Source organism: Citrobacter sp. C6_1, from assembly GCF_014596835.2.
Lineage (GTDB): Bacteria > Pseudomonadota > Gammaproteobacteria > Enterobacterales > Enterobacteriaceae > Citrobacter > Citrobacter pasteurii.
The window spans coordinates 880,067-900,290 of the sequence record NZ_CP115031.1; the positions used below are offsets into that span (position 1 = coordinate 880,067).

Here is a 20,224-nt window from a genome sequence, read left to right on the forward strand (position 1 = left end):
TCTTCGTCTCGCATTCAGGCAACATAAGACGAGAACAATGAAAGGACGTTGGGCAAAATATCTTCTGGCGGGAGCAGTCGTCGCGATGCTCGCCGCGTGTTCCTCAAAACCCACCGATCGTGGGCAGCAGTATAAAGACGGGAAATTTACCCAGCCTTTCTCACTGGTGAACCAGCCTGATGCGGTTGGCGCACCAATCAATGCCGGTGATTTCGCCGAGCAGGTTAATCAAATTCGCAGCGCATCGCCACGTTTGTACGGTAACCAGAGCAACGTTTACAACGCTATCCAGCAGTGGTTACGAGCGGGTGGCGATACGCGCAGTATGCGCCAGTTTGGTATTGATGCCTGGCAAATGGAAGGGGCGGACAACTACGGTAACGTCCAGTTTACGGGCTACTACACGCCGGTTATCCAGGCGCGCCATACGCGTCAGGGCGAATTTCAGTACCCTATCTACCGCATGCCGCCAAAACGTGGGCGCTTACCAAGCCGTGCCGAGATTTATGCGGGCGCCCTGAGCGACAATTATATTCTGGCGTACAGCAACTCCCTAATGGATAACTTCATTATGGATGTTCAGGGCAGTGGTTACATCGATTTCGGCGATGGCAGTCCGCTGAACTTTTTTAGCTATTCCGGGAAAAACGGTCACGCCTATCGCAGCATCGGTAAGGTGCTTATCGACCGTGGTGAAGTGAAAAAAGAAGATATGTCGATGCAGGCCATTCGCCATTGGGGTGAAACGCACAGCGAAGCTGAAGTGCGTGAGCTTCTGGAGCAGAACCCATCGTTTGTCTTCTTTAAACCGCAATCTTTTGCGCCGGTCAAAGGGGCCAGCGCGGTACCGCTGATTGGTCGCGCATCCGTGGCTTCTGATCGCAGCATCATTCCTGCGGGCACAACGTTACTGGCGGAAGTTCCGCTGCTGGACAATAACGGGAAATTCACCGGTCAGTATGAATTACGTCTGATGGTGGCGTTGGATGTCGGCGGGGCGATAAAAGGACAGCACTTCGATATCTACCAGGGCATTGGAGCCGACGCTGGACACCGTGCGGGGTGGTATAATCACTACGGCCGCGTGTGGGTACTGAAAACCGCGCCGGGTGCGGGTAACGTGTTCAGCGGTTAATTTTCGGATGGCGGCTGCGCCTTATTAGGCCTGGTCCATAATGTAGGCCGGATAAGCGAAGCGCCATCCGGCAGCCATACTGCTCAGTATTAATGAATTTGAGGTGTTATGTCTGTGGTTATTAGCGATGCATGGCGTCAGCGTTTTGGCGGTACGGCGCGTCTGTATGGTGAAAATGCGCTGCAACTGTTTGCCCAATCGCACGTTTGCGTGGTCGGGATTGGCGGCGTGGGATCGTGGGCGGCGGAAGCACTGGCGCGCACTGGCATTGGTGCCATCACGCTCATCGATATGGATGATGTGTGCGTCACCAATACTAACCGCCAGATCCATGCTCTGCGCGATAACGTCGGTCTGGCAAAAGCTGAAGTGATGGCTGAACGTATCCGTCAGATTAACCCGGAGTGCCGGGTTAACGTGGTCGATGATTTTGTCACGCCGGATAACGTTGCTGAGTATATGAGTGTGGGTTATGCGTATGTCATTGATGCGATTGACAGCGTGCGCCCAAAAGCGGCGCTGATCGCTTACTGTCGGCGTAACAAAATTCCGCTGGTGACCACCGGTGGTGCGGGCGGGCAGATCGACCCGACGCAGATACAGGTCGTTGATTTGGCAAAAACCATCCAGGATCCGCTGGCGGCCAAGCTACGTGAGCGGCTGAAAAGTGATTTTGGGGTGGTGAAAAACAGCAAAGGCAAGTTGGGCGTGGACTGCGTGTTTTCGACCGAAGCGCTGGTGTACCCGCAGGCAGATGGCTCGGTATGTGCGATGAAAGCGACGGCGGAAGGGCCTAAGCGTATGGATTGCGCATCCGGGTTTGGCGCTGCCACCATGGTGACGGCGACCTTTGGTTTTGTTGCCGTCTCACACGCTTTGAAGAAGATGATGGCCAAAGCGGCGCGCCAGCATTGATTGTGTCGGATGGCGCTATGCTTATCCGACCTACGGTTTGTGCGGTGTTGTAGGCCGGATAAGACGCATCAGCGTCGTCATCCGGCTTTCTGAGCAGCCTCAAGAATCGCCTCGTTCAGAGCATGCAGCCCCTGGCTACGCGAGGCGCTGAGCTGCGTGCGTAAACCTAGCTCGTCAAATAATTCCATTGGCGAATGCGCCAGTAACTCGGCGGCCGTTTTACCTTCGACAGCCGTGAGTAATACGGCCAACAGTCCGCGCACAATGCGACCTTCGCTGTCGCCGAAGAAATGCAGAGTGCCATTCTCATGAAGGGTATGCCCCAGCCAGACGCGGTTTTCACATCCGGCAATCTCTTTTGCCTGCGCTTTCAGATCATCCGAAAGGGGCGGAAGTTGCTTACCCAGTAAAATAAGTTGACGATATTTATCTTCCCACTGGGTGAGTGGGATAAAGGTATTGCGTAACGTCTCTTCCGTTACGGTTGTGCCAAACGGGTGTCCGGCGAGCAGAAGGCTTGTCATTAATCCACCAATATTTCCAGCGCGCGGTCAACGGCAGTAACCAACGCATCCACATCACTTTGCGTATTATAAGGTGCAAATGAGGCGCGCAGCGTCCCGGAGACGCCCAGATCCGCCAGCAGCGGTTGTGCGCAGTGCTGCCCCGCTCGCAACGCAATGCCATATTCGGCCAGCAGCGTCACCATGTCGCTGTGGTGAACGCCTGCGAAATTAAAGGCTAACAGACTGGAGTCCTGGCAGCGGAAGGAACGAAAGCCGGGGCGTTTCGCCAACGCATCTTCTGCCAGCGTCGCCAGACCACGGCTCCAGTTTTCAGCCTGTGCAACATCAACCTCATCCAGCCATTCGAGCGCTGCGCTTAGTCCGATTACGCCAGCAACGTTAGGCGTACCGGCCTCAAGCTTCCATGGCGCAGCCTGGGTGGTGAAACCGTCAAAACTGACTTCACTAATCATCTTACCTCCGCCGAGCCAGGGGGACATGGCTTCCAGTAATTCAGGCTTACCGTACAGCACGCCAATGCCGGTGGGGCCATACAGCTTGTGGCCCGAGAACGCATAGAAATCAATATCTAACTGCTGAACGTCTGCGGGGAAATGTACAACACCCTGAGCGCCATCCACCATCACCACCATGCCTGCTGCATGAGCAAGCGTAATCGCGCGGGCTAAGTCAGGGCAGCCACCGGTGACGTTCGACATCTGACCGAGAGCCAGAACGCGACTGCGTGGGGTGATGAGATCCGCCAGGCGCTCAGTGTCAGGCAGCAAATGGGCATTGAGCGGAAGCTTGATGACTTTGGCCCCCGTTTGCTCCGCCACCATCAGCCAGGGAACCAGGTTGGCATGATGCTCCGCTACGCTGACGATAATCTCGTCGCCCGGTTGTAAGCGTGGACGCGCATAACTTTGGGCAACCATATTGATAGCTTCCGTCGTGCCACGGGTCCAGACGATTGTTTTGTCATCCGGCGCGTTAATCAGCCGTGCGACTTTTTCCCGCGCGGCTTCGTAGCGCGCGGTCAGACGCTGGGCTTCAGCAAACTGGCTGCGATGGACGTTCCCGGCGCTCAGACTATAAAACTGATGGGTCGCCTCAATCACCGCCTGCGGCTTCAATGCCGTCGCGGCGCTGTCGAGATAGACACCTGCATCGTTGAGTGCGGGAAATTGTGCGCGAAACTGCGTGGGGTTAAAAGCGTTCATGGTATTCCTCAGTTCAGTAAACGGATCGTGGCGCAAAAAGGGCGCAGACACAAGGGTTGTGCTAACCATCGGAATCCTCTGGATATCCCGGCAAAGTCTGTGCAGTGTCTTATGCTAAATAGTGTTAGGCGAATAATTTTGCCTGTTATGGAATTCGTTTTATCTGGCATAAATTGCTGTGAGGAGAAGAAGATGAAAAAGACTACCGCCATAATCTCTGCCTGTATGCTGACTTTTGCCCTGAGCGCCTGTTCCGGTCCGAATTACGTGATGCACACCAACGATGGTAGGACAATCGTGTCTGACGGTAAGCCAAAGACCGATGATGATACGGGGATGATTTCGTATAAAGACGCTAACGGCAACAAACAGCAGATTAACCGTACCGATGTGAAAGAGATGGTAGAACTGGAGAAATAGCCGATCGTCATTGGTTGACACTCGGACAAAAAAAAGCACCGCAATTTGGCGGTGCTACATTAATCACTATGGACAGACAGGGTAAATGTACAGGAAGTGAAAAAGGGTAGCTTTGCTACCATGGTCTGAATCGCAGACCAATTGCAAACACAACAACACAACATCACAACCGTAAGCCAAAAGCCCACCAGAACACGCATTCCGATAAAACTTTTCGTTCCGGCTTCAGGAAGTGCCGCCACTATAGGTATTTGCTGGTAGAACCTCAACGGACAATTTATAATGGCTCAGATTAAAAAAACTAATAGGTTACAGCCTGTTAGGTAATTGTTAAATTCATTTAACATCAAAGCCTAAAAGTCATGTCAAAACGATTACCACCCTTAAATGCGTTACGTGTTTTTGATGCTGCCGCGCGCCATTTAAGCTTTACGCGCGCAGCAGAAGAACTTTTTGTGACGCAGGCCGCAGTAAGTCACCAAATCAAGTCACTTGAGGATTTTTTGGGGCTGAAGCTGTTTCGTCGGCGCAATCGATCGCTGTTGTTGACGGAAGAAGGTCAAAGCTATTTCCTCGACATCAAAGAGATTTTTTCGCAATTAACCGATGCGACGCGTAAACTTCAGGCACGCAGTGCAAAAGGCGCGCTTACCGTCAGTTTATTGCCCAGTTTTGCGATTCAATGGCTGGTGCCCAGACTCTCTAGCTTTAACTCAGCTTATCCGGGAATCGATGTCAGGATCCAGGCGGTTGACCGTCAGGAAGACAAACTGGCTGATGATGTTGATGTGGCGATTTTCTACGGGCGCGGCAACTGGCCGGGTCTGCGCGTTGAAAAATTGTACGCAGAATATTTATTGCCGGTTTGCTCGCCGCTATTACTTACCGGCGATAAACCGCTGAAGACGCCTGAGGATCTGGCAAAACATACATTATTGCACGATGCGTCACGGCGTGACTGGCAAGCTTATACACGCCAGCTCGGGCTGAATCATATTAACGTACAGCAGGGACCTATCTTCAGCCATAGCGCCATGGTGCTACAGGCTGCTATCCATGGACAGGGCGTTGCGTTGGCCAATAACGTTATGGCGCAGTCCGAAATTGAAGCCGGACGTCTGGTTTGCCCATTTAATGATGTTCTGGTCAGCAAAAACGCATTTTATCTGGTTTGTCATGACAGTCAGGCAGAACTGGGTAAAATAGCCGCCTTCCGTCAGTGGATACTGGCGAAAGCGGCCACGGAACAAGAAAAATTCCGCTTTCGTTATGAACAATAATTTACGTAGGGTATTAACATGACCAGCCGTTTTATGCTGATTTTTGCCGCCATCAGTGGCTTTATCTTTGTAGCTCTGGGAGCCTTTGGGGCACATGTTCTGAGTAAAACCCTCGGCGTTGTTGAAATGGGGTGGATTCAGACTGGCCTTGAGTATCAGGCATTTCATACGCTGGCTATTTTTGGTCTGGCCGTCGCCATGCAGCGACGTATTAGTATTTGGTTTTACTGGAGTAGCGTGTTTCTGGCATTAGGGACCGTGCTGTTTAGCGGCAGTCTGTATTGCCTCGCGCTTTCTCATTTACGCCTGTGGGCGTTTGTTACCCCTGTCGGTGGTTTTAGCTTCCTTGTAGGCTGGGCACTGATGTTAGTGGGCGCTATTCGATTGAAACGTAAGGGCGTAAGCCATGAATAAGGTTGTATTGTTGTGTCGCCCGGGTTTTGAAAAAGAGTGCGCCGCAGAAATTACGGATAAAGCAGGGCGTCGCGAAATCTTTGGTTTCGCCCGCGTCAAAGAAAATGCGGGTTATGTCATCTTTGAATGCTATCAGCAGGAAGATGCGGAAAAGCTAGTTAAAGAGTTGCCGTTCAGCTCGCTGATTTTTGCTCGCCAAATGTTTGTTGTCGGCGAGCTACTGCAATATTTGCCGCCGGAAGACCGCATCACACCGATCGTCGGTATGCTGCAGGGAGTGGTGGAGAAAGGCGGTGATTTGCGTGTCGAAGTCGCCGACACCAATGAAAGCAAAGAACTGGTTAAATTTTGCCGCAAGTTTACCGTACCGCTGCGCGCCGCGCTGCGTGAAGCGGGTGTGCTGGCAAAACATGAAACGCCAAAACGTCCGGTAGTGCACGTCTTCTTTATTGCACCTGGCTGTTGCTACACCGGCTACTCCTGGCCTGATAATAACTCGCCGTTCTATATGGGGATTCCGCGACTGAAATTCCCGGCTGATGCGCCGAGCCGTTCAACGCTGAAGCTGGAAGAGGCGCTGCATGTGTTTATTCCTGCCGATGAGTGGGATGAGCGTCTGGCCAATGGAATGTATGCCGTTGATTTAGGAGCATGTCCTGGCGGCTGGACCTACCAACTGGTTAAACGCAATATGTGGGTGTACTCGGTGGATAATGGTCCGATGGCGCAAAGCCTGATGGATACCGGGCAGGTTACCTGGCTGCGGGAAGATGGATTTAAGTATCGCCCGAATCGTAACAACATCTCGTGGATGGTCTGCGATATGGTGGAGAAACCGGCCAAAGTTGCTGCGCTGATGGCGCAATGGCTGGTGAACGGCTGGTGCCGCGAGACGATTTTTAACCTTAAGCTGCCGATGAAAAAGCGCTACGAGGAAGTGTCGCAAAACCTGGCTTATATTCAGGCACAGCTCGATGAGCATGGCGTGAATGCGCAGATTCAGGCGCGTCAGCTTTATCACGACCGTGAAGAAGTCACCGTGCACGTGCGTCGTCTGTGGGCTGCCGTCGGTGGTCGTCGCGACGAACGATAATACTTATATGCCGGATGGTGGCGTGAACGCCTCATCCGGCGTGGGTTGCTTCAATCATTTCTGTATCTGAAATAATATGCGTTACATTTTCCAGATGCCCAATCTGCGCCTCACCCGAGCGATTAAATTTACTCTTATCAATCAATAATAATGACTGCGCCGCACGCTTAAGCAGGATAGATTTAAAATCGGCATTGGTAGCATTTGAATCCCAGAGTGTACCGTCGCGGTCGATCCCCTCGCAGGAAAAGATAAACAGGTCGATATCAAGCGACTTTAGCTGTGAGATGAGCGATGGATTAACGTAGCAACCGTATTTACGCTCAAGTCGACCACCGGAACTGATCAACTGAATATTTTCACGTTTTCCCAATTCGAGGCAAATCGGTTGGCTATTCGTAAATACGTGAATGTTAATGTCTGGCAACAGGCGAGCCAGGAACCAGCAAGTAGAACTGGCATCCAGGGCGATCACCATACCTTCCTCTATCCACGTTAACGCGTCTCTGGCGATATTTGCTTTGTGGGAATAATGGCTTTTCAGTCTGATATGAAACGGCTCGCCGCAGTCCTGGTTTACCCGATGTATCACTTTGGCGCGCCCGTGATGACGCAGTACCTTACCCTGTGCCTGCAGTTGCGTAAGATCGCGACGGATAGTTTCTTTACTGACATTGAGCTGTGAGGATAAGGTTTCCGTCGTCAGACTTTTATGGTTGTTCAACAGACTCAGGATCGCTTGCAGGCGTGCTGCTTTCATGTTTTCTCACCCCATCATGCGAGAATGCCCGTACCTGCCGGGCATTCAGGTAAGAGATTATGGCGTTACCCCTTTTTTTAACAGGATATTTCCGTACTTTGCCCGCTCCCCTGTAATAACGATTGCGAATACTTTTTGTGCGCGTTCATAAAATGCATAACGGTCAATGCGCGTGATGTCCGGGCAAGGTGTTTGTAATGACAGTGCTTGCCGATATCGCGCTTCTACGTCGAGGTCGAGCGAGTCTCCTTCGACGGCGGCCATCATCACCAGTGGTGGGGCGTAACTGTCCAGTTCAAACAGCGGAATAATCGCCCGCAACAGGTCGCTGACCTGCAGACCATCGGCCCGGATAACCTGCGGGCCCATACTGTGGGCCGGAAAGTGGGCGTCGGAAAAGATAATCTCATCACCGTGACCCATTTCAGCCAGCACCTTTAACAGATCTGGGGAAATTAAGGGGGAAATCGTTTTGAGCATGTCACTCGACTCCTGTGAATACGGGTTCTGTTTGTGGATAGAAGTAACGATATTGATAGTCCACCTGCGCACGAGCCTGCTCGGGAGAGGCAAATTCGCCAATACCGGACCAGGCAAACATCGCTGCACCGGCAACCGTCGTTTCGGCATCATCCAGCACTTTGATGGGAATACCCAGAACGTTCGCTTTTATCTGATTCCACAGTGCATTACGACTTCCTCCTCCAACCAGAAGTAGCTCTGTCGCGTTGAAATGACCGATGGTTTCTAGTGTGTGTAGATTGTGCTGCAGCTGGGCTGTCAATCCTTCCAGCGCCGCGCGGTAGAAGTGTCCACGGGTACTGTTGAGTGTGACACCCTGCCAGCCGGCACGTGGGCTGGCGAGCAGATCGCAGTGCATGATTATCCCTTCAGCGCCCGCCGGGATGGCTTGTGCTTCATCAATGAGCGTTTGCCAGGGGGTGTCGGGTGTCCACAGCAACTTGCGTACCCACTCAAGCACGCCGGATGCCAGCCACTGCATACCGGGGTTATAGAGACCCGGCTGGCTGTCCAGTTCACAGGTAGAACCCACATAGTCGCTGAGTAAGGCAGTATTGACCTGTGCGCTGCGTACCATCAGTATTTCCCATGTACCGGAAGAGAGCACGGGTTCATCTGGCTGCGCGCCTGCGCCAAAGAGCGCAAACTGCGTGTCGTGGCCGGCAGAGATAACCGGAATGCCCGCTGTGAGCCCAAGTTGCTTTGCCGCGTCATTTTTCAACGTTCCGATCTGCTCTCCCGCTTCAACTAAACGTGGAAACAGTCGGCGTGGTATCCCGGTTGCCTGCAAAATATCAACACTGAAATCTCGCTGATGAATATCCAGCATCTGACTGGTACCGGCCATGGTGATATCTGTGGTGAACTCACCGGTGAGGCGATGGTTGAGCAGTGATGAAATAAATAGCCAGGCGTGTGCCTGTTCCAGCAATTGCGGGTGATTCTCTTTAAGCCATACCAGCTTGTACAGCGTATTGAAGCTGAACGCGCCGACGCCGGATATATCCTGCAATTGCCGAGGTGATATCCGTTGGCTGATAGAAGCCATGACGGCGGCAGTACGTGGACATTTCCAACTGATAACCGGATAAAGCAGTTTGCCATACGCATCAACCAGCGCGCCATCAACGCCAAATGTGGTGACCGTTATCCCTCGAATGTTACAGGCGGTCAGTTCCGTTGTGAGTCGTTGGCAGCAATCGGCAAAGCGTTGCACAATGGCGTCGAGGGACCACTGATGCCAGCCAGCGTTCTCTATGGCGATGTCACTGGCGTTCGGGGTCGCTGCGCGGGCGACAATCTTTCCCTGGCGGTCAACGGCGATTGCCCGCACGTTAGTCGCGCCACAGTCGAGAACCAGGATGACTTCATTCTTCATAATCTCTCCCGAGACGTTGCCGGATGGCGGCGTAAACGCCTTATCCGGCCTACACGTTGTGCACCCGTAGGCCCGGTAAGCTTGCGCCACCGGGCAGAGTCGCATTAACGTTTATACAGCGGGCCGTAGTTTTGGCAGGCGCGATAATCCTGGCCCTCGCTGTCCATACCGTGGGCAGCCCATGCGGAAGGGCGATAGATCTTCTCTTCTTCCACGTTGTGCATACACACCGGGATACGTAGCATGGCAGCAAGGGTGATAAAGTCCGCGCCGACGTGACCAATCGTCAGCACACCGTGGTTGGCACCCCAGTTAGCCATTACGGAATAGACATCGCTGAACGGACCTTTGCCGGTTAAACGCGGGGCAAACCAGGTTGTTGGCCAGGTAGAGTTGGTGCGAGCATCAAGCTGAGCATGTACCTCTTTCGGTAATTCCACACTCCAGCCTTCCGCAATTTGTAGCACTGGGCCCAGGCCTTTGATGATATTGATGCGGGTCATGGTGAACGGTACGCCACCTTCGGTAAGAAAACGGGAAGAGTAGCCGCCCCCGCGGAAGTATTCGTGAATTGCGGGACACCATTCGGTTGCCGCCAGGCAATCATCCGCTTCTTTCTGCGAGATTTCCCAGTGCGGCTTCATGGTGGGGTTCCCTTCGCCGTCGCGCTGTTTGCAGGAACCATCCAGTGCCGCAGAGCCGGAGTTAATCAGGTGAATAATGCCGTGCTCCGCAAGACCGGTCAGCGGTTTACCTGTGACGCGTTCTACTGCTTCCGGTGACCAGTAGGTCCGTACATCAGCAAAGACCTGCGCCGTGCCGGTAAGTTGATGACCGAACAGCATCGCCACGCCGTTCAGGCTGTCGTTCTCGGTGGCGACGACATACGGTTCGCGCACGCCATTCCAGTCAAATGAGCTATTCAGCAACGCTTCGGCGGTGTCGCCATTCGGATATTGATCCGTCCAGTGGCGCTGGCCCTGGAAACCGGCGGCAATCGCGTTGTACCCCATCGACTCTTCAACCCGGCCTTTCTCTGCCAGTTTCTGGTTACCCTGCATCATGTCGCGGATGCACATGGCCATCAGCAGGCTCTCTTTCAGCACTGCACGGCTCTGTTCTTCATTTCGCTTATACTGTTGCGCGTTCTGATCCTCGCCATAACGGAAATGTTTATCCGCCCACGCCAGGGCAATTTCCAGCTCCGCTTCGTCATAGATCTTCTGGTCAATGCGACGACGCAATTCGGTCATATCAACAGGTTGAACCTTCATTCCCAGCCAGGATTCAAAGAAGTTATGGTCGACAATAGAGCCTGCAATTCCCATTGAAACGCCGCCGATGGACAGATAGCTTTTACCTTTCATGCTGGCAACGGCTAAACCTGCCCGAGTGAAACGCAGCAGTTTTTCTTCAACATCGGCAGGGATAGTGGTATCACCTGCATCCTGCACGTCATGACCGTAAATAGAGAAGGCGGGAAGCCCTTTTTGATTATGTGCAGCCAGTGCGGCAGCCAGATACACGGCACCTGGACGCTCCGTCCCGTTGAAACCCCAGATGGCTTTCGGGCGCATCGGATCCATGTCGATAGTTTCGCTGCCGTAGCACCAACACGGCGTGACGGTAATTGTCACACCGACGTTCAGGCTACTGAATTTTTCTTCACAGGCGGCAGATTCAGCCAATCCGGCAATACAGGTGTCTGCGATAACGCACTCGATCTGTGCCCCGCAGGCATGACGAAGTTTCTCGGAAATCAGTGCGGCAGTGGCTTTTGCCATGTTCATGGTTTGTTCTTCGAGCGACTCGCGTACACCCATACGACGCCCATCAATCACCGGACGAATACCGATTTTCGGTAAACTATTTTTTTTCATTCGAGGTTCCTCATCTCACTTTATGCCGTGCTGCAAAAGCGGATGTCGGACACCACTGTCGCAGTTGGCTGAATTACCCATTTTTGCTAACTCGAGTTAGCTTAGGTACTAGAGAGTTTTTTGCACAACTTTTTTGTTATGGAACTGTGAGAAGCCTCACGAGAAGTGGTTAAAATTCGATCTACGTCAAATAAACAAATACAGGCTTTTTAATTAAATTCTTTTTAAATTAATAAGATAAAATAAATTGTCTGTCCAGTGTCACAATTTTAAACCAAATGATTTGGCTATTTTTGGCAGCTAAAATAGCTTTAAAAGGCAATCGCTAACTCGAGTTAGCATTGTTGATAAAACGCATATGATCTTGTAGGCACATTCGCATTAACGGTGACGATGGCTTCCTGGCAACGCTGTTTTTCGCCTGATTCACTGATTACAGTTTCTGTATATTGAGGAAAGCAGCAATGTCTGAAACATTTTTACAGATGAGTCATATTACGAAACGCTTTCCCGGCGTATTAGCGTTGAGTAATGTGGATTTTACTTTACGCAAAGGTGAGGTTCATGCGCTGTTGGGGGAGAATGGCGCGGGAAAGTCTACCCTGATGAAAATTTTATCCGGTGTATATCAACCTGATGAAGGGGATATTATTTTTGAGGGCCAACCCGTTTCGTTTGCAAACCCATTGAGCGCACAAAGCGTAGGTATCACCATTATTCATCAGGAGTTTAACCTTTTTCCTGAACTGACGGTCGAAGACAATATATTTATTGGCAGGGAGTTTTGCAAAAATAATCGCTGGCGTCTGGATGAGAAACAACAGCGGCAGGCTGCTATCGATATTTTGCAAAAATTAAACCTGAATATCTCCCCAGACACGCTGGTTGCCGATCTTACTGTTGCTCAGCAACAAATGGTTGAGATTGCGAAAGCGATATCGGTGAATGCCAAGATTCTTATTATGGATGAGCCAACGGCGGCGTTGACGGAAACCGAAATTGACAGTTTATTCCGGGTTACACGTTTACTAAAAGAACAGGGAACGGGCATCGTTTATATCTCGCACCGACTGGAGGAGTTGGCGCTGATCGCCGACCGCGCTACCGTCATGCGGGATGGACAGTTTATTGCCACAGTGGATTATGACTCGGTCAAAATCAGCGACCTGATTGCCATGATGGTTGGGCGTGACCTTGGCAATATCTATCCCCGCCGGGAGCCGCAACTCCAGCGTAAACCAGTGCTGGAAGTCAGTGGCCTGACGCGCAAAGGCGTACTGAACAATATCGATTTTACCTTGCATCAGGGGGAAATCTTAGGTTTTGCCGGGCTGATGGGGGCCGGGAGAACAGAGCTGGCACGGGCTATCTTTGGTGCCGATCCCATCGACAGCGGAACCATCAAGTTGAACGGTAAAGAGACGGTAATCAAGGATATTCCTGATGCCATCCAGCAGGGTATTAGCTACTTAACCGAGGACAGAAAAAAAGAGGGGCTGGCATTAGGGTTGTCCGTTGAACGCAATATTATGCTAGGAAATTACCCCGAATATTCCAACCGATATGGCAACGTGGATAGTAAACGCTGTCAGCAAACCAGCGAAGAGCAGGTGAAAGCACTGCGTATTAAGACGCCGCATCTTGAACAGGCTGCGTTGAATTTAAGTGGCGGTAATCAGCAAAAAATTATTATTGCCAGATGGGTATGCAAAGACACCGACATTCTCATCTTTGATGAACCTACCCGCGGTATTGATGTGGGAGCCAAACTTGAAATTTATGAATTAATGAATCGACTGGTGGCAAAAGGGAAATCAATCATCATGATTTCCTCTGAATTACCGGAAGTGCTGGGTATGTGCGATCGCATTTTAGTTATGCGTAATGGGCGTATTACCGGAGAGTTAGCTTCTGATGACGCCACACAAGAAAAAATCATGCAATATGCGACGTTAGAGGACTAATTTATGACTATCTCTGTAACCTCTTCAGACAGCAATAATAAGAAAATAAAAATTAACAAAGAGCTTTTAATGCGCCTGGCGCCGCTTTTGAGTCTGATTATTCTGGTGATATTTTTTAGTTTTGGATCACCTTTCTTCTTTAACACTGAAAACATTATGACAATTGCCCTGCAAACCTCGGTGATTGGCATCATGGCGATTGGCGTTACCTTCGTCATTATCACTTCAGGAATCGACCTTTCTCTTGGCTCGGTAGTGGCCTTTTCTGGTGTTGCGGTAGGTATCAGCGCCACGCTGGGATTACCTCTGCCCGTATGTATTTTGGCGGGTGTGCTGGCGGGTGGATTATGCGGCTATATCAATGGCTTGCTGGTCACTAAAATGACTATTCCGCCCTTTATTGCCACCCTGGGTCTGATGATGTCCGTCAGAGGCATCAATATGGTAATGACTGACGGCCGGGCAATTTACTTTGCTGATTATCCCACCTTCAAGATGCTGGCACAGGGACGCTTGTTCGATGTGCTGCCTTACCCCGTTTTCTACCTCGTGGTTGTCGCACTGATCGCCGCCTATATCCTCAAGAAAACGGTGATTGGTCGCTATGTCTATGCCGTGGGCAGTAATGAGGTTGCTGCGCATCTTTCCGGGATTAAAGTCCAGCGCGTGAAAATTTTCGTCTACGCATTTTGTGGTCTGCTGACCGGGATTGCCGGGGTCATTCTGGCCTCTCGTTTGAACTCGGGCCAGCCAACCGTCGGCGTGGGCTATGAACTGGAAGCCATTGCAGCGGTGGTCATTGGCGGTACCAGCCTGATGGGGGGGATTGGCACTATTGGCGGCACCATTATCGGCGCATTCATTATGAGCGTGTTGAAAAATGGTCTGAACCTGATGGGCGTCTCGCAGTTCTGGCAAATGGTGGCCATGGGCGTAGTCGTTATCGCCGCGGTTTATCTCGATACTTTACGCAAAAAAATTCGTTGATTTACGCACCCGGAAGTCACGGGACAACATAACCCTGACGTTTAGGGTGACTCACTCAGAACGGAGTAAAACAATGAGAACCAGGAATTTTGTCTATGCGTTATCCCTGCTGGCCTGCATGACATCCAGCGCACTGGCTAAAGATATGAACCTTCCTGTGGTCAGTAAAGGCTTCCAGCATGAATTCTGGCAGACCGTAAAAATGGGTACCGAAGCGGCAGCGAAAGAGTTGGGCGATAAGACCAGCTATGTTGGGCCTGCCGATGAAACTCAGATTGCCGAGCAGATTCAGTTGGTTGAAAACGCAATGGCGCAAAAACCTAATGGATTGCTGTTGGCGGCATTGGACGCCAATGCGCTTGCGCCATTAGTGGAAACAGCGAATTCACGCGGCATCAAGGTGGTGACGTTTGACTCAGGCGTAAATTCTGACATTCCTGTCAGCTTTGTGGCAACGAATAACCGTAAAGCAGGGGCTGAAGCGGCAGATGCTCTCGCTGCACAAGTGGGTAGCAAAGGGAAAGTCGGCATTATTGCGCACGTGGCGGGGACCTCCTCAGCGATTGAGCGTTCGGAAGGGTTTATTGCCCGCATGAAGGAAAAATATCCGGATATCAAAGTATTGCCGGTTCAGTACAGTGATGGCGATCCGCAAAAAGCGATGGATAAAACCATCGATATGATCCAGGCCAACCCCGATATTGCGGGGATTTATGGCACTAATGAAGGTTCAACGCTGGGCGTAGCAAACGCTATTGATAGTCAGAACCTGAAAGGCAAAGTGAAGGTGATTGGTTTTGATAGCACTGAGGCAATCATTGCCTTCCTGAAGTCTGGGGTTATTCAGGGCTTTGTCGTGCAGGACGCTTATCAGATTGGCTATCAGGGCATCAAGACGCTGAATGCAGCGGTATCGGGTCAGTCTGTGCCGAAAGAAATTGATATTCCGGTGAAGTTTGTCAGTGCGCAGAACATTGATACACCGGAAATCGACAAGCTGTTGCACCCATTCGGTAAAAAATAAGACCGCGGGGACGGTACATTCGCCCCATTATTAGCCAGCGTCAGGGAGCTACTATGAGCAGTGGATATTTCCTCGGAGTGGATGTCGGTTCTGCCAGTGTCAGGGCTGGTGTTTTTGATGCCAGTGGCAAACGGCTGGCTTTTGCGACATTCCCTATCTCGCAGTTTCGACCAGGACCCGAGCGGGTAGAGCAGTCATCTGCCGAAATCTGGCAGCAGGTTTGCCATGCCGTGAAGGAGGCTGTGTCGTCAGCCGGGGTTGGCGTTGAGGAGATCCGCTCGTTGGGGTTTGATGCCACCTGTTCGTTAGTGGCTCTGGATGAACAGGGGCAGGGTCTGGCGGTTTCACCTGGTGAACCGTCAGACCACAACATCATCATGTGGATGGATCATCGTGCGGTGCAGGAGACACTGCGTATCAACGCTACGCAGGATCCGGCGTTGCGTTATGTCGGTGGTGAAGTCAGTGTCGAAATGGAACTACCCAAAGTGTTGTGGCTAAAAAACCATTTCCCCGCGACCTGGCAGAGTGCACACCGCTTCTACGACCTGGCGGATTTTTTGGTCTGGAAAGCCACCGCTCGTGATGTTGCTGGTCTGTGTACTTTAACCTGTAAATGGAACTATCTGGCACATGAGCAACGCTTTAGCCACTCCCTGCTGGATGCGGTTGAATTAACTGATTTACTGAACAAAATTCCGTCGCGGATCCTGCCCCCAGGCGCGGCCGTTGGGACGCTCAGCCCCGATGCGGCACAGGCGCTGGGACTGACGACAGCGGTGGTAGTTGCCAGTGGCATGATTGATGCGCATGCGGGTGGTGTGGCGCTTGCCGGTGTCGAGCCTGCGGGAACATTGGCGTTGATCAGCGGAACATCAAATTGCCATATGTTGTGCAGCGAGCAGGAGATTCATACACCGGGTGTATGGGGGCCGTACTGGTCTGCCATGCTGCCTGGCTACTGGCTGACGGAAGGGGGGCAAAGCGCGGCTGGGGCGCTGGTTGACTGGACGCTTCAGGAGTCGGGTGCCAGCGCTGAGTTGTATCACCAGGCTGAGGCGCGGGGTTGCCATCCGATAGCGTTAGTTAATGAATGGGTGGCTGCATTGGAAGCGCAGGAGTCAGAGCCTGGTCGTTATCTGCATGTCCTGGCCGATCATCATGGTAACCGTTCCCCGCGTGCGCGACCCGATGCCCGGGGCAGCGTTTGTGGTTTGACGCTTGAACGAGGCGAGAAGCAGATTGCTCGTCTGTATCTGGCGACATTACAGGCGATTGCCTGCGGTACCCGACACATTATGGAAGTGATGCGCGACAACGGTCATACCATTTCTCGACTGACGCTGTGCGGTGGTGCAACACATAATCCACTGTGGTTGCGAGAGTATGCAGACGCCACCGGATGCGATATTCATCTTATCCAGGAAGAAGATGCGGTGACGTTAGGTGCGGCTATCACCGGTGCGGTAGCCTGCGGGGTGTGGGCAGATGTTCCCTCCGCCTGCCGGGCGATGGTTCGTCCAGGCGGGGTGATTAAAGCGAATCCGGCACGACAGGACTTCTATGACCGTAAATACCAGGTATATCTGATGATGTGGGATCAACAGCAAGCGCTTAACCAGGTTATGCAGTAAGACAAAAGTTTAAAATACTTTTATGATTGAGAATTGACGTTTTTGGATGTGAACTGGGACATATAAATGGCTAAAACAGTAGAACAGATAGCCAGCGATCTGAATTTATCGGTGACGACCGTGCGACTGGTGCTGAACGGGAAGGCTGAGCAATATCGTATCAGTGTCAAAACCCAAACGCGTATTAATGAATACGTTGAACGGTATGGTTATGTCATAAACCATTCAGCCCGCAGCCTGAAACTGAATAAAACAGATACGTTGGGGCTGATTGTACCCAATATATCTAACGTCTTTTTTGCCACACTGGCCGAGAAACTTGAACAACGTTGCCGTCGTTCTGGATATCAATTAACGATTAGTTGTACCTACGATGATGTTGATTATGAAAACAAATTAACGAAAGCGTTAATAGCTCGTAATGTTGACGGTCTTTTTATTGTTCCCTCAACATTAGAGAATCAGCAACACCATTTGCGTCAGGTCAGAAAACCGATGGTGCTACTCGACAGGGATTTTAAGTATACCGATAACGCGCTGGTTGAAAGTCATAACATTTTAGGCGGTGAAAAGCTGACGCAAAGTTTGTTTGATGCAGGCAAATCTCCGATCTGGTTTTTAGTCGGGGATACCGGATTGCCCAGTATTGGCGATCGTTTAAAAGGTTATCTTAACGCATTGAACAATAATGGGATTTCTCATCGTGACTGGGTGCGTGAAGGTCCGGATAATACGCCGGAGGGTGGTTATCGGTTGATGGATAAATTGATCAACGAACAGGGCTGTCCGCAGGCGTTTATTGCCTCATCATTACCTGTGCTGGAAGGTGCCGTTGTTGCTATTCGCAATCGTTTTGGTGTGATCCCACCGGATATTAATATCGGGACATTTGATGAACATCCCATGCTGGGATTCCTCGCGAATAATGTCTGGTCAATGCAGCAGGATGAAAATGTCTGGGCGGAAAAAGCCTTCGCTATGATGATGAGTGCTATTGATGACCAGCCAATTAAAGAAACTGTAAAAGTTGAGATGAAACTAATTAAGCGTGTAAGACAACAATAATTCGTCGCACTAACTAAATCGGCCAACTGAATCTGAATAAATATGTTCAGTGGCTGCTCATACTTGAAACCTGACCCGTCTTACTCTGCGGCTGCATTTTTTCGCAATAAAGACGAGGGGCAACTGTACCCGGAGAATCATTATGGAAAGAATGCGTTTATCACGTGAAATCATCGAAACCTGCCTTGAAATGACCCGGCTTGGGTTGAATCAGGGGACTGCAGGAAATGTAAGTGCGCGCTATGAAAATGGAATGCTGATCACACCCAGCGGTATCCCTTACGAAAGACTCACTGAAAACATGATCGTGTTCGTAGATAACGACGGCAAATATGATAAAGGACAATTACCTTCCAGTGAATGGCGTTTTCACCTGGCGGCTTATCAGACGCGCCCGGATGCCAATGCAGTCGTTCATAACCATGCGATTCATTGCACCGCCGTGTCGATTCTGAACCGTCCTATTCCGGCAATCCATTACATGATTGCCGCGGCTGGGGGGAACTCTATCCCGTGTGCGCCGTATGCGACGTTTGGTACACGAGAGCTGTCAGAGCATGTGAGCGTCGCGTTGAAAAGCCGTAAGGCAACGTTGTTGCAGCACCACGGGTTGATTGCCTGTGAAGCGAATCTGGAAAAAGCACTATGGCTGGCGCATGAAGTAGAAGTCCTGGCCCGCCTTTATCTGAGCACCCTGGCGATTGTCGACCCGGTGCCAGTGCTGGATGACGAAGAGATCGCCATTGTGCTGGAGAAATTCAAATCTTACGGATTACGAATTGAAGAGTAATTTCGCATAGCGAAAAGGAGAAATACGATGGCGAACAGAATGATTCTGAATGAAACGGCATGGTTTGGCCGGGGAGCTGTTGGGGCATTAACGGATGAGGTTATCCGTCGGGGTTATCGCAAGGCTTTGATTGTCACCGATGCAAACCTGGTACAGTGCGGCGTTGTCGATAAGGTGACATCCCGTATGGATGCCGCCGGTTTGCCGTGGGAAATCTATTCCGGCGTGATCCCAAATCCTACAATTGCAGTGGTGAAGGAGGGATTGGGAGTCTTTCAGCAAAGTGGTGCTGATTATCTGATAGCTATAGGCGGCGGCTCCCCACAGGATACCTGCAAAGCGATTGGCATTATCCACAATAACCCTGAGTTTGCCGATGTACGCAGCCTTGAAGGGTTATCGCCAACACGTGCTGCGAGCGTACCGGTGATGGCTATCCCTACGACGGCAGGGACGGCGGCGGAAGTGACCATTAACTACGTGATCACGGACGAAGAAAATCGGCGTAAATTTGTCTGCGTCGATCCGCATGACATCCCGCAGGTGGCGTTTATTGATGCCGATATGATGGACGGTATGCCTGCCGCGTTAAAAGCTGCGACCGGGGTCGATGCGTTGACCCATGCTATTGAAGGTTATATTACGCGGGCGGCGTGGGCACTCACTGACGCGTTGCACATCAAAGCCATTGAGATCATTGCCGGGGCGCTGCGCGGCTCTGTTAATGGTGACAGCCAGTCCGGTGAGGCAATGGCGCTTGGTCAGTACGTTGCCGGGATGGGATTTTCAAACGTCGGTCTGGGACTCGTGCATGGGATGGCGCACCCGCTAGGGGCCTTTTATAACACTCCGCACGGCGTCGCCAATGCCATTTTGTTACCGCACGTGATGCACTACAACGCCGAATACACCGGAGAGAAATTCCGCGATATCGCCCGGGTTATGGGGGTGAAAGTGGAAGGTTTGACGCTGGAAGAGGCGCGTAAGGCCGCGGTAGATGCTGTGTTTGCGCTTAACCGCGATGTGGGGATCCCGCCGCACTTACGTGATGTGGGGGTACGTAAGGAAGATATTCCTGCGCTGGCGCAGGCGGCATTTGACGATGTTTGCACTGGCGGTAATCCGCGTGAAGCAAGCATTGCCGATATTGTCGAGCTGTACCACACCGCCTGGTAATCACCTGGCGTTTATCCGGCCTACAGGAGGGTACGATGTGTAGGCCGGATAGGCGCAG

At 51.5% G+C, this 20,224-nt stretch carries 19 protein-coding genes; 13 read left to right on the forward strand and 6 right to left on the reverse strand.

The genetic code is table 11. From position 1 onward, the window contains the following. Window positions 1-37: 37 nt before the first annotated feature. Window positions 38-1,135 (forward strand): murein transglycosylase A, encoded by a 1,098-nt coding sequence (gene mltA / locus IB196_RS04355; protein ID WP_003034021.1) that lies wholly within the window; start codon window positions 38-40, stop codon window positions 1,133-1,135. Window positions 1,136-1,243: 108 nt separating this feature from the next. Next, a complete protein-coding gene (gene tcdA / locus IB196_RS04360) occupies window positions 1,244-2,050 on the forward strand; it encodes a tRNA cyclic N6-threonylcarbamoyladenosine(37) synthase TcdA (RefSeq protein WP_005121979.1) in 807 nt (268 codons plus the stop codon). 77 nt (window positions 2,051-2,127) lie between these two features. Here tcdA and csdE read toward each other — a convergent pair whose 3' ends face one another. Then, window positions 2,128-2,574, reverse strand: a complete 447-nt coding sequence (gene csdE, locus IB196_RS04365) for a cysteine desulfurase sulfur acceptor subunit CsdE (RefSeq protein WP_005121982.1) — start codon at window positions 2,572-2,574, stop codon at window positions 2,128-2,130. After that, window positions 2,574-3,779, reverse strand: coding sequence for a cysteine desulfurase CsdA (gene csdA / locus IB196_RS04370; RefSeq protein ID WP_040232184.1), 1,206 nt, complete (start codon window positions 3,777-3,779; stop codon window positions 2,574-2,576). Before csdA ends, csdE begins: the two co-directional genes overlap by 1 nt. Before the next feature lie 192 nt (window positions 3,780-3,971). Between csdA and IB196_RS04375 the strand changes: the two genes are divergently transcribed. The 4 genes from IB196_RS04375 to rlmM all read left to right on the forward strand — a co-directional run bounded on the left by IB196_RS04375 (window position 3,972) and on the right by rlmM (window position 6,986). Continuing rightward, the gene (locus IB196_RS04375; RefSeq protein WP_005130971.1) at window positions 3,972-4,199 is read left to right on the forward strand and encodes a YgdI/YgdR family lipoprotein; all 228 of its coding nucleotides are present in this window, start codon (window positions 3,972-3,974) and stop codon (window positions 4,197-4,199) included. 362 nt (window positions 4,200-4,561) lie between these two features. Further along, a complete protein-coding gene (gcvA, locus tag IB196_RS04380) occupies window positions 4,562-5,479 on the forward strand; it encodes a glycine cleavage system transcriptional regulator GcvA (protein ID WP_005130970.1) in 918 nt (305 codons plus the stop codon). A gap of 18 nt (window positions 5,480-5,497) precedes the next feature. Continuing rightward, window positions 5,498-5,893, forward strand: coding sequence for a DUF423 domain-containing protein (locus IB196_RS04385; RefSeq protein WP_005130969.1), 396 nt, complete (start codon window positions 5,498-5,500; stop codon window positions 5,891-5,893). Then, entirely contained in the window at window positions 5,886-6,986 is a 1,101-nt protein-coding gene (gene rlmM, locus IB196_RS04390) for a 23S rRNA (cytidine(2498)-2'-O)-methyltransferase RlmM (RefSeq protein WP_048213093.1), read from the forward strand. Before IB196_RS04385 ends, rlmM begins: the two co-directional genes overlap by 8 nt. A 31-nt stretch (window positions 6,987-7,017) precedes the next feature. Here the strand turns inward: rlmM and fucR are convergent, their stop codons facing one another. The 4 genes from fucR to fucI all read right to left on the reverse strand — a co-directional run bounded on the left by fucR (window position 7,018) and on the right by fucI (window position 11,526). Further along, window positions 7,018-7,746 carry an L-fucose operon activator gene (gene fucR / locus IB196_RS04395; RefSeq protein WP_188232168.1) on the reverse strand — a complete coding sequence of 243 codons (729 nt, stop codon included), beginning with the start codon at window positions 7,744-7,746 and terminating at the stop codon, window positions 7,018-7,020. Window positions 7,747-7,803: 57 nt separating this feature from the next. Next, the gene (fucU, locus tag IB196_RS04400; RefSeq protein ID WP_005130966.1) at window positions 7,804-8,226 is read right to left on the reverse strand and encodes an L-fucose mutarotase; all 423 of its coding nucleotides are present in this window, start codon (window positions 8,224-8,226) and stop codon (window positions 7,804-7,806) included. Window position 8,227: 1 nt separating this feature from the next. Beyond that, window positions 8,228-9,646, reverse strand: coding sequence for an L-fuculokinase (gene fucK / locus IB196_RS04405; protein ID WP_188232169.1), 1,419 nt, complete (start codon window positions 9,644-9,646; stop codon window positions 8,228-8,230). 104 nt (window positions 9,647-9,750) lie between these two features. Beyond that, complete coding sequence (gene fucI, locus IB196_RS04410) at window positions 9,751-11,526, reverse strand: L-fucose isomerase (RefSeq protein WP_040232190.1); 1,776 nt, start codon at window positions 11,524-11,526, stop codon at window positions 9,751-9,753. 464 nt (window positions 11,527-11,990) lie between these two features. On the opposite strand from fucI, the gene IB196_RS04415 reads away from it, so the two are divergent. The 7 genes from IB196_RS04415 to fucO all read left to right on the forward strand — a co-directional run bounded on the left by IB196_RS04415 (window position 11,991) and on the right by fucO (window position 20,166). Next, window positions 11,991-13,490 carry a sugar ABC transporter ATP-binding protein gene (locus IB196_RS04415; RefSeq protein ID WP_040232191.1) on the forward strand — a complete coding sequence of 500 codons (1,500 nt, stop codon included), beginning with the start codon at window positions 11,991-11,993 and terminating at the stop codon, window positions 13,488-13,490. A 3-nt stretch (window positions 13,491-13,493) separates the two neighbouring features. Then, window positions 13,494-14,477: an ABC transporter permease gene (locus IB196_RS04420; protein ID WP_003034055.1), complete on the forward strand. Its 984-nt coding sequence runs from the start codon at window positions 13,494-13,496 to the stop codon at window positions 14,475-14,477. Window positions 14,478-14,550: 73 nt separating this feature from the next. Continuing rightward, window positions 14,551-15,501, forward strand: coding sequence for an ABC transporter substrate-binding protein (locus tag IB196_RS04425; RefSeq protein WP_005130953.1), 951 nt, complete (start codon window positions 14,551-14,553; stop codon window positions 15,499-15,501). Window positions 15,502-15,554: 53 nt separating this feature from the next. After that, window positions 15,555-17,135, forward strand: a complete 1,581-nt coding sequence (locus IB196_RS04430) for an FGGY-family carbohydrate kinase (RefSeq protein WP_005130951.1) — start codon at window positions 15,555-15,557, stop codon at window positions 17,133-17,135. Window positions 17,136-17,201: 66 nt separating this feature from the next. After that, window positions 17,202-18,200: a LacI family DNA-binding transcriptional regulator gene (locus IB196_RS04435; RefSeq protein WP_005130949.1), complete on the forward strand. Its 999-nt coding sequence runs from the start codon at window positions 17,202-17,204 to the stop codon at window positions 18,198-18,200. Between the two features lie 142 nt (window positions 18,201-18,342). After that, on the forward strand, window positions 18,343-18,990 hold the full coding sequence (gene fucA, locus IB196_RS04440) for an L-fuculose-phosphate aldolase (protein ID WP_005130946.1): 648 nt from the start codon (window positions 18,343-18,345) through the stop codon (window positions 18,988-18,990). Window positions 18,991-19,017: 27 nt separating this feature from the next. Next, the gene (gene fucO, locus IB196_RS04445; protein ID WP_048213086.1) at window positions 19,018-20,166 is read left to right on the forward strand and encodes a lactaldehyde reductase; all 1,149 of its coding nucleotides are present in this window, start codon (window positions 19,018-19,020) and stop codon (window positions 20,164-20,166) included. Window positions 20,167-20,224: the final 58 nt, after the last annotated feature.

Excerpts from the sequence above, each read along its gene's own strand:
- mltA (WP_003034021.1), top strand. The coding sequence starts at position 38 with ATGAAAGGACGTTGGGCAAAATATCTTCTGGCGGGAGCAGTCGTCGCG.
- tcdA (WP_005121979.1), top strand. The coding sequence starts at position 1,244 with ATGTCTGTGGTTATTAGCGATGCATGGCGTCAGCGTTTTGGCGGTACG.
- csdE (WP_005121982.1), bottom strand. The coding sequence starts at position 2,574 with ATGACAAGCCTTCTGCTCGCCGGACACCCGTTTGGCACAACCGTAACG.
- csdA (WP_040232184.1), bottom strand. The coding sequence starts at position 3,779 with ATGAACGCTTTTAACCCCACGCAGTTTCGCGCACAATTTCCCGCACTC.
- IB196_RS04375 (WP_005130971.1), top strand. The coding sequence starts at position 3,972 with ATGAAAAAGACTACCGCCATAATCTCTGCCTGTATGCTGACTTTTGCC.
- gcvA (WP_005130970.1), top strand. The coding sequence starts at position 4,562 with ATGTCAAAACGATTACCACCCTTAAATGCGTTACGTGTTTTTGATGCT.
- IB196_RS04385 (WP_005130969.1), top strand. The coding sequence starts at position 5,498 with ATGACCAGCCGTTTTATGCTGATTTTTGCCGCCATCAGTGGCTTTATC.
- rlmM (WP_048213093.1), top strand. The coding sequence starts at position 5,886 with ATGAATAAGGTTGTATTGTTGTGTCGCCCGGGTTTTGAAAAAGAGTGC.
- fucR (WP_188232168.1), bottom strand. The coding sequence starts at position 7,746 with ATGAAAGCAGCACGCCTGCAAGCGATCCTGAGTCTGTTGAACAACCAT.
- fucU (WP_005130966.1), bottom strand. The coding sequence starts at position 8,226 with ATGCTCAAAACGATTTCCCCCTTAATTTCCCCAGATCTGTTAAAGGTG.
- fucK (WP_188232169.1), bottom strand. The coding sequence starts at position 9,646 with ATGAAGAATGAAGTCATCCTGGTTCTCGACTGTGGCGCGACTAACGTG.
- fucI (WP_040232190.1), bottom strand. The coding sequence starts at position 11,526 with ATGAAAAAAAATAGTTTACCGAAAATCGGTATTCGTCCGGTGATTGAT.
- IB196_RS04415 (WP_040232191.1), top strand. The coding sequence starts at position 11,991 with ATGTCTGAAACATTTTTACAGATGAGTCATATTACGAAACGCTTTCCC.
- IB196_RS04420 (WP_003034055.1), top strand. The coding sequence starts at position 13,494 with ATGACTATCTCTGTAACCTCTTCAGACAGCAATAATAAGAAAATAAAA.
- IB196_RS04425 (WP_005130953.1), top strand. The coding sequence starts at position 14,551 with ATGAGAACCAGGAATTTTGTCTATGCGTTATCCCTGCTGGCCTGCATG.
- IB196_RS04430 (WP_005130951.1), top strand. The coding sequence starts at position 15,555 with ATGAGCAGTGGATATTTCCTCGGAGTGGATGTCGGTTCTGCCAGTGTC.
- IB196_RS04435 (WP_005130949.1), top strand. The coding sequence starts at position 17,202 with ATGGCTAAAACAGTAGAACAGATAGCCAGCGATCTGAATTTATCGGTG.
- fucA (WP_005130946.1), top strand. The coding sequence starts at position 18,343 with ATGGAAAGAATGCGTTTATCACGTGAAATCATCGAAACCTGCCTTGAA.
- fucO (WP_048213086.1), top strand. The coding sequence starts at position 19,018 with ATGGCGAACAGAATGATTCTGAATGAAACGGCATGGTTTGGCCGGGGA.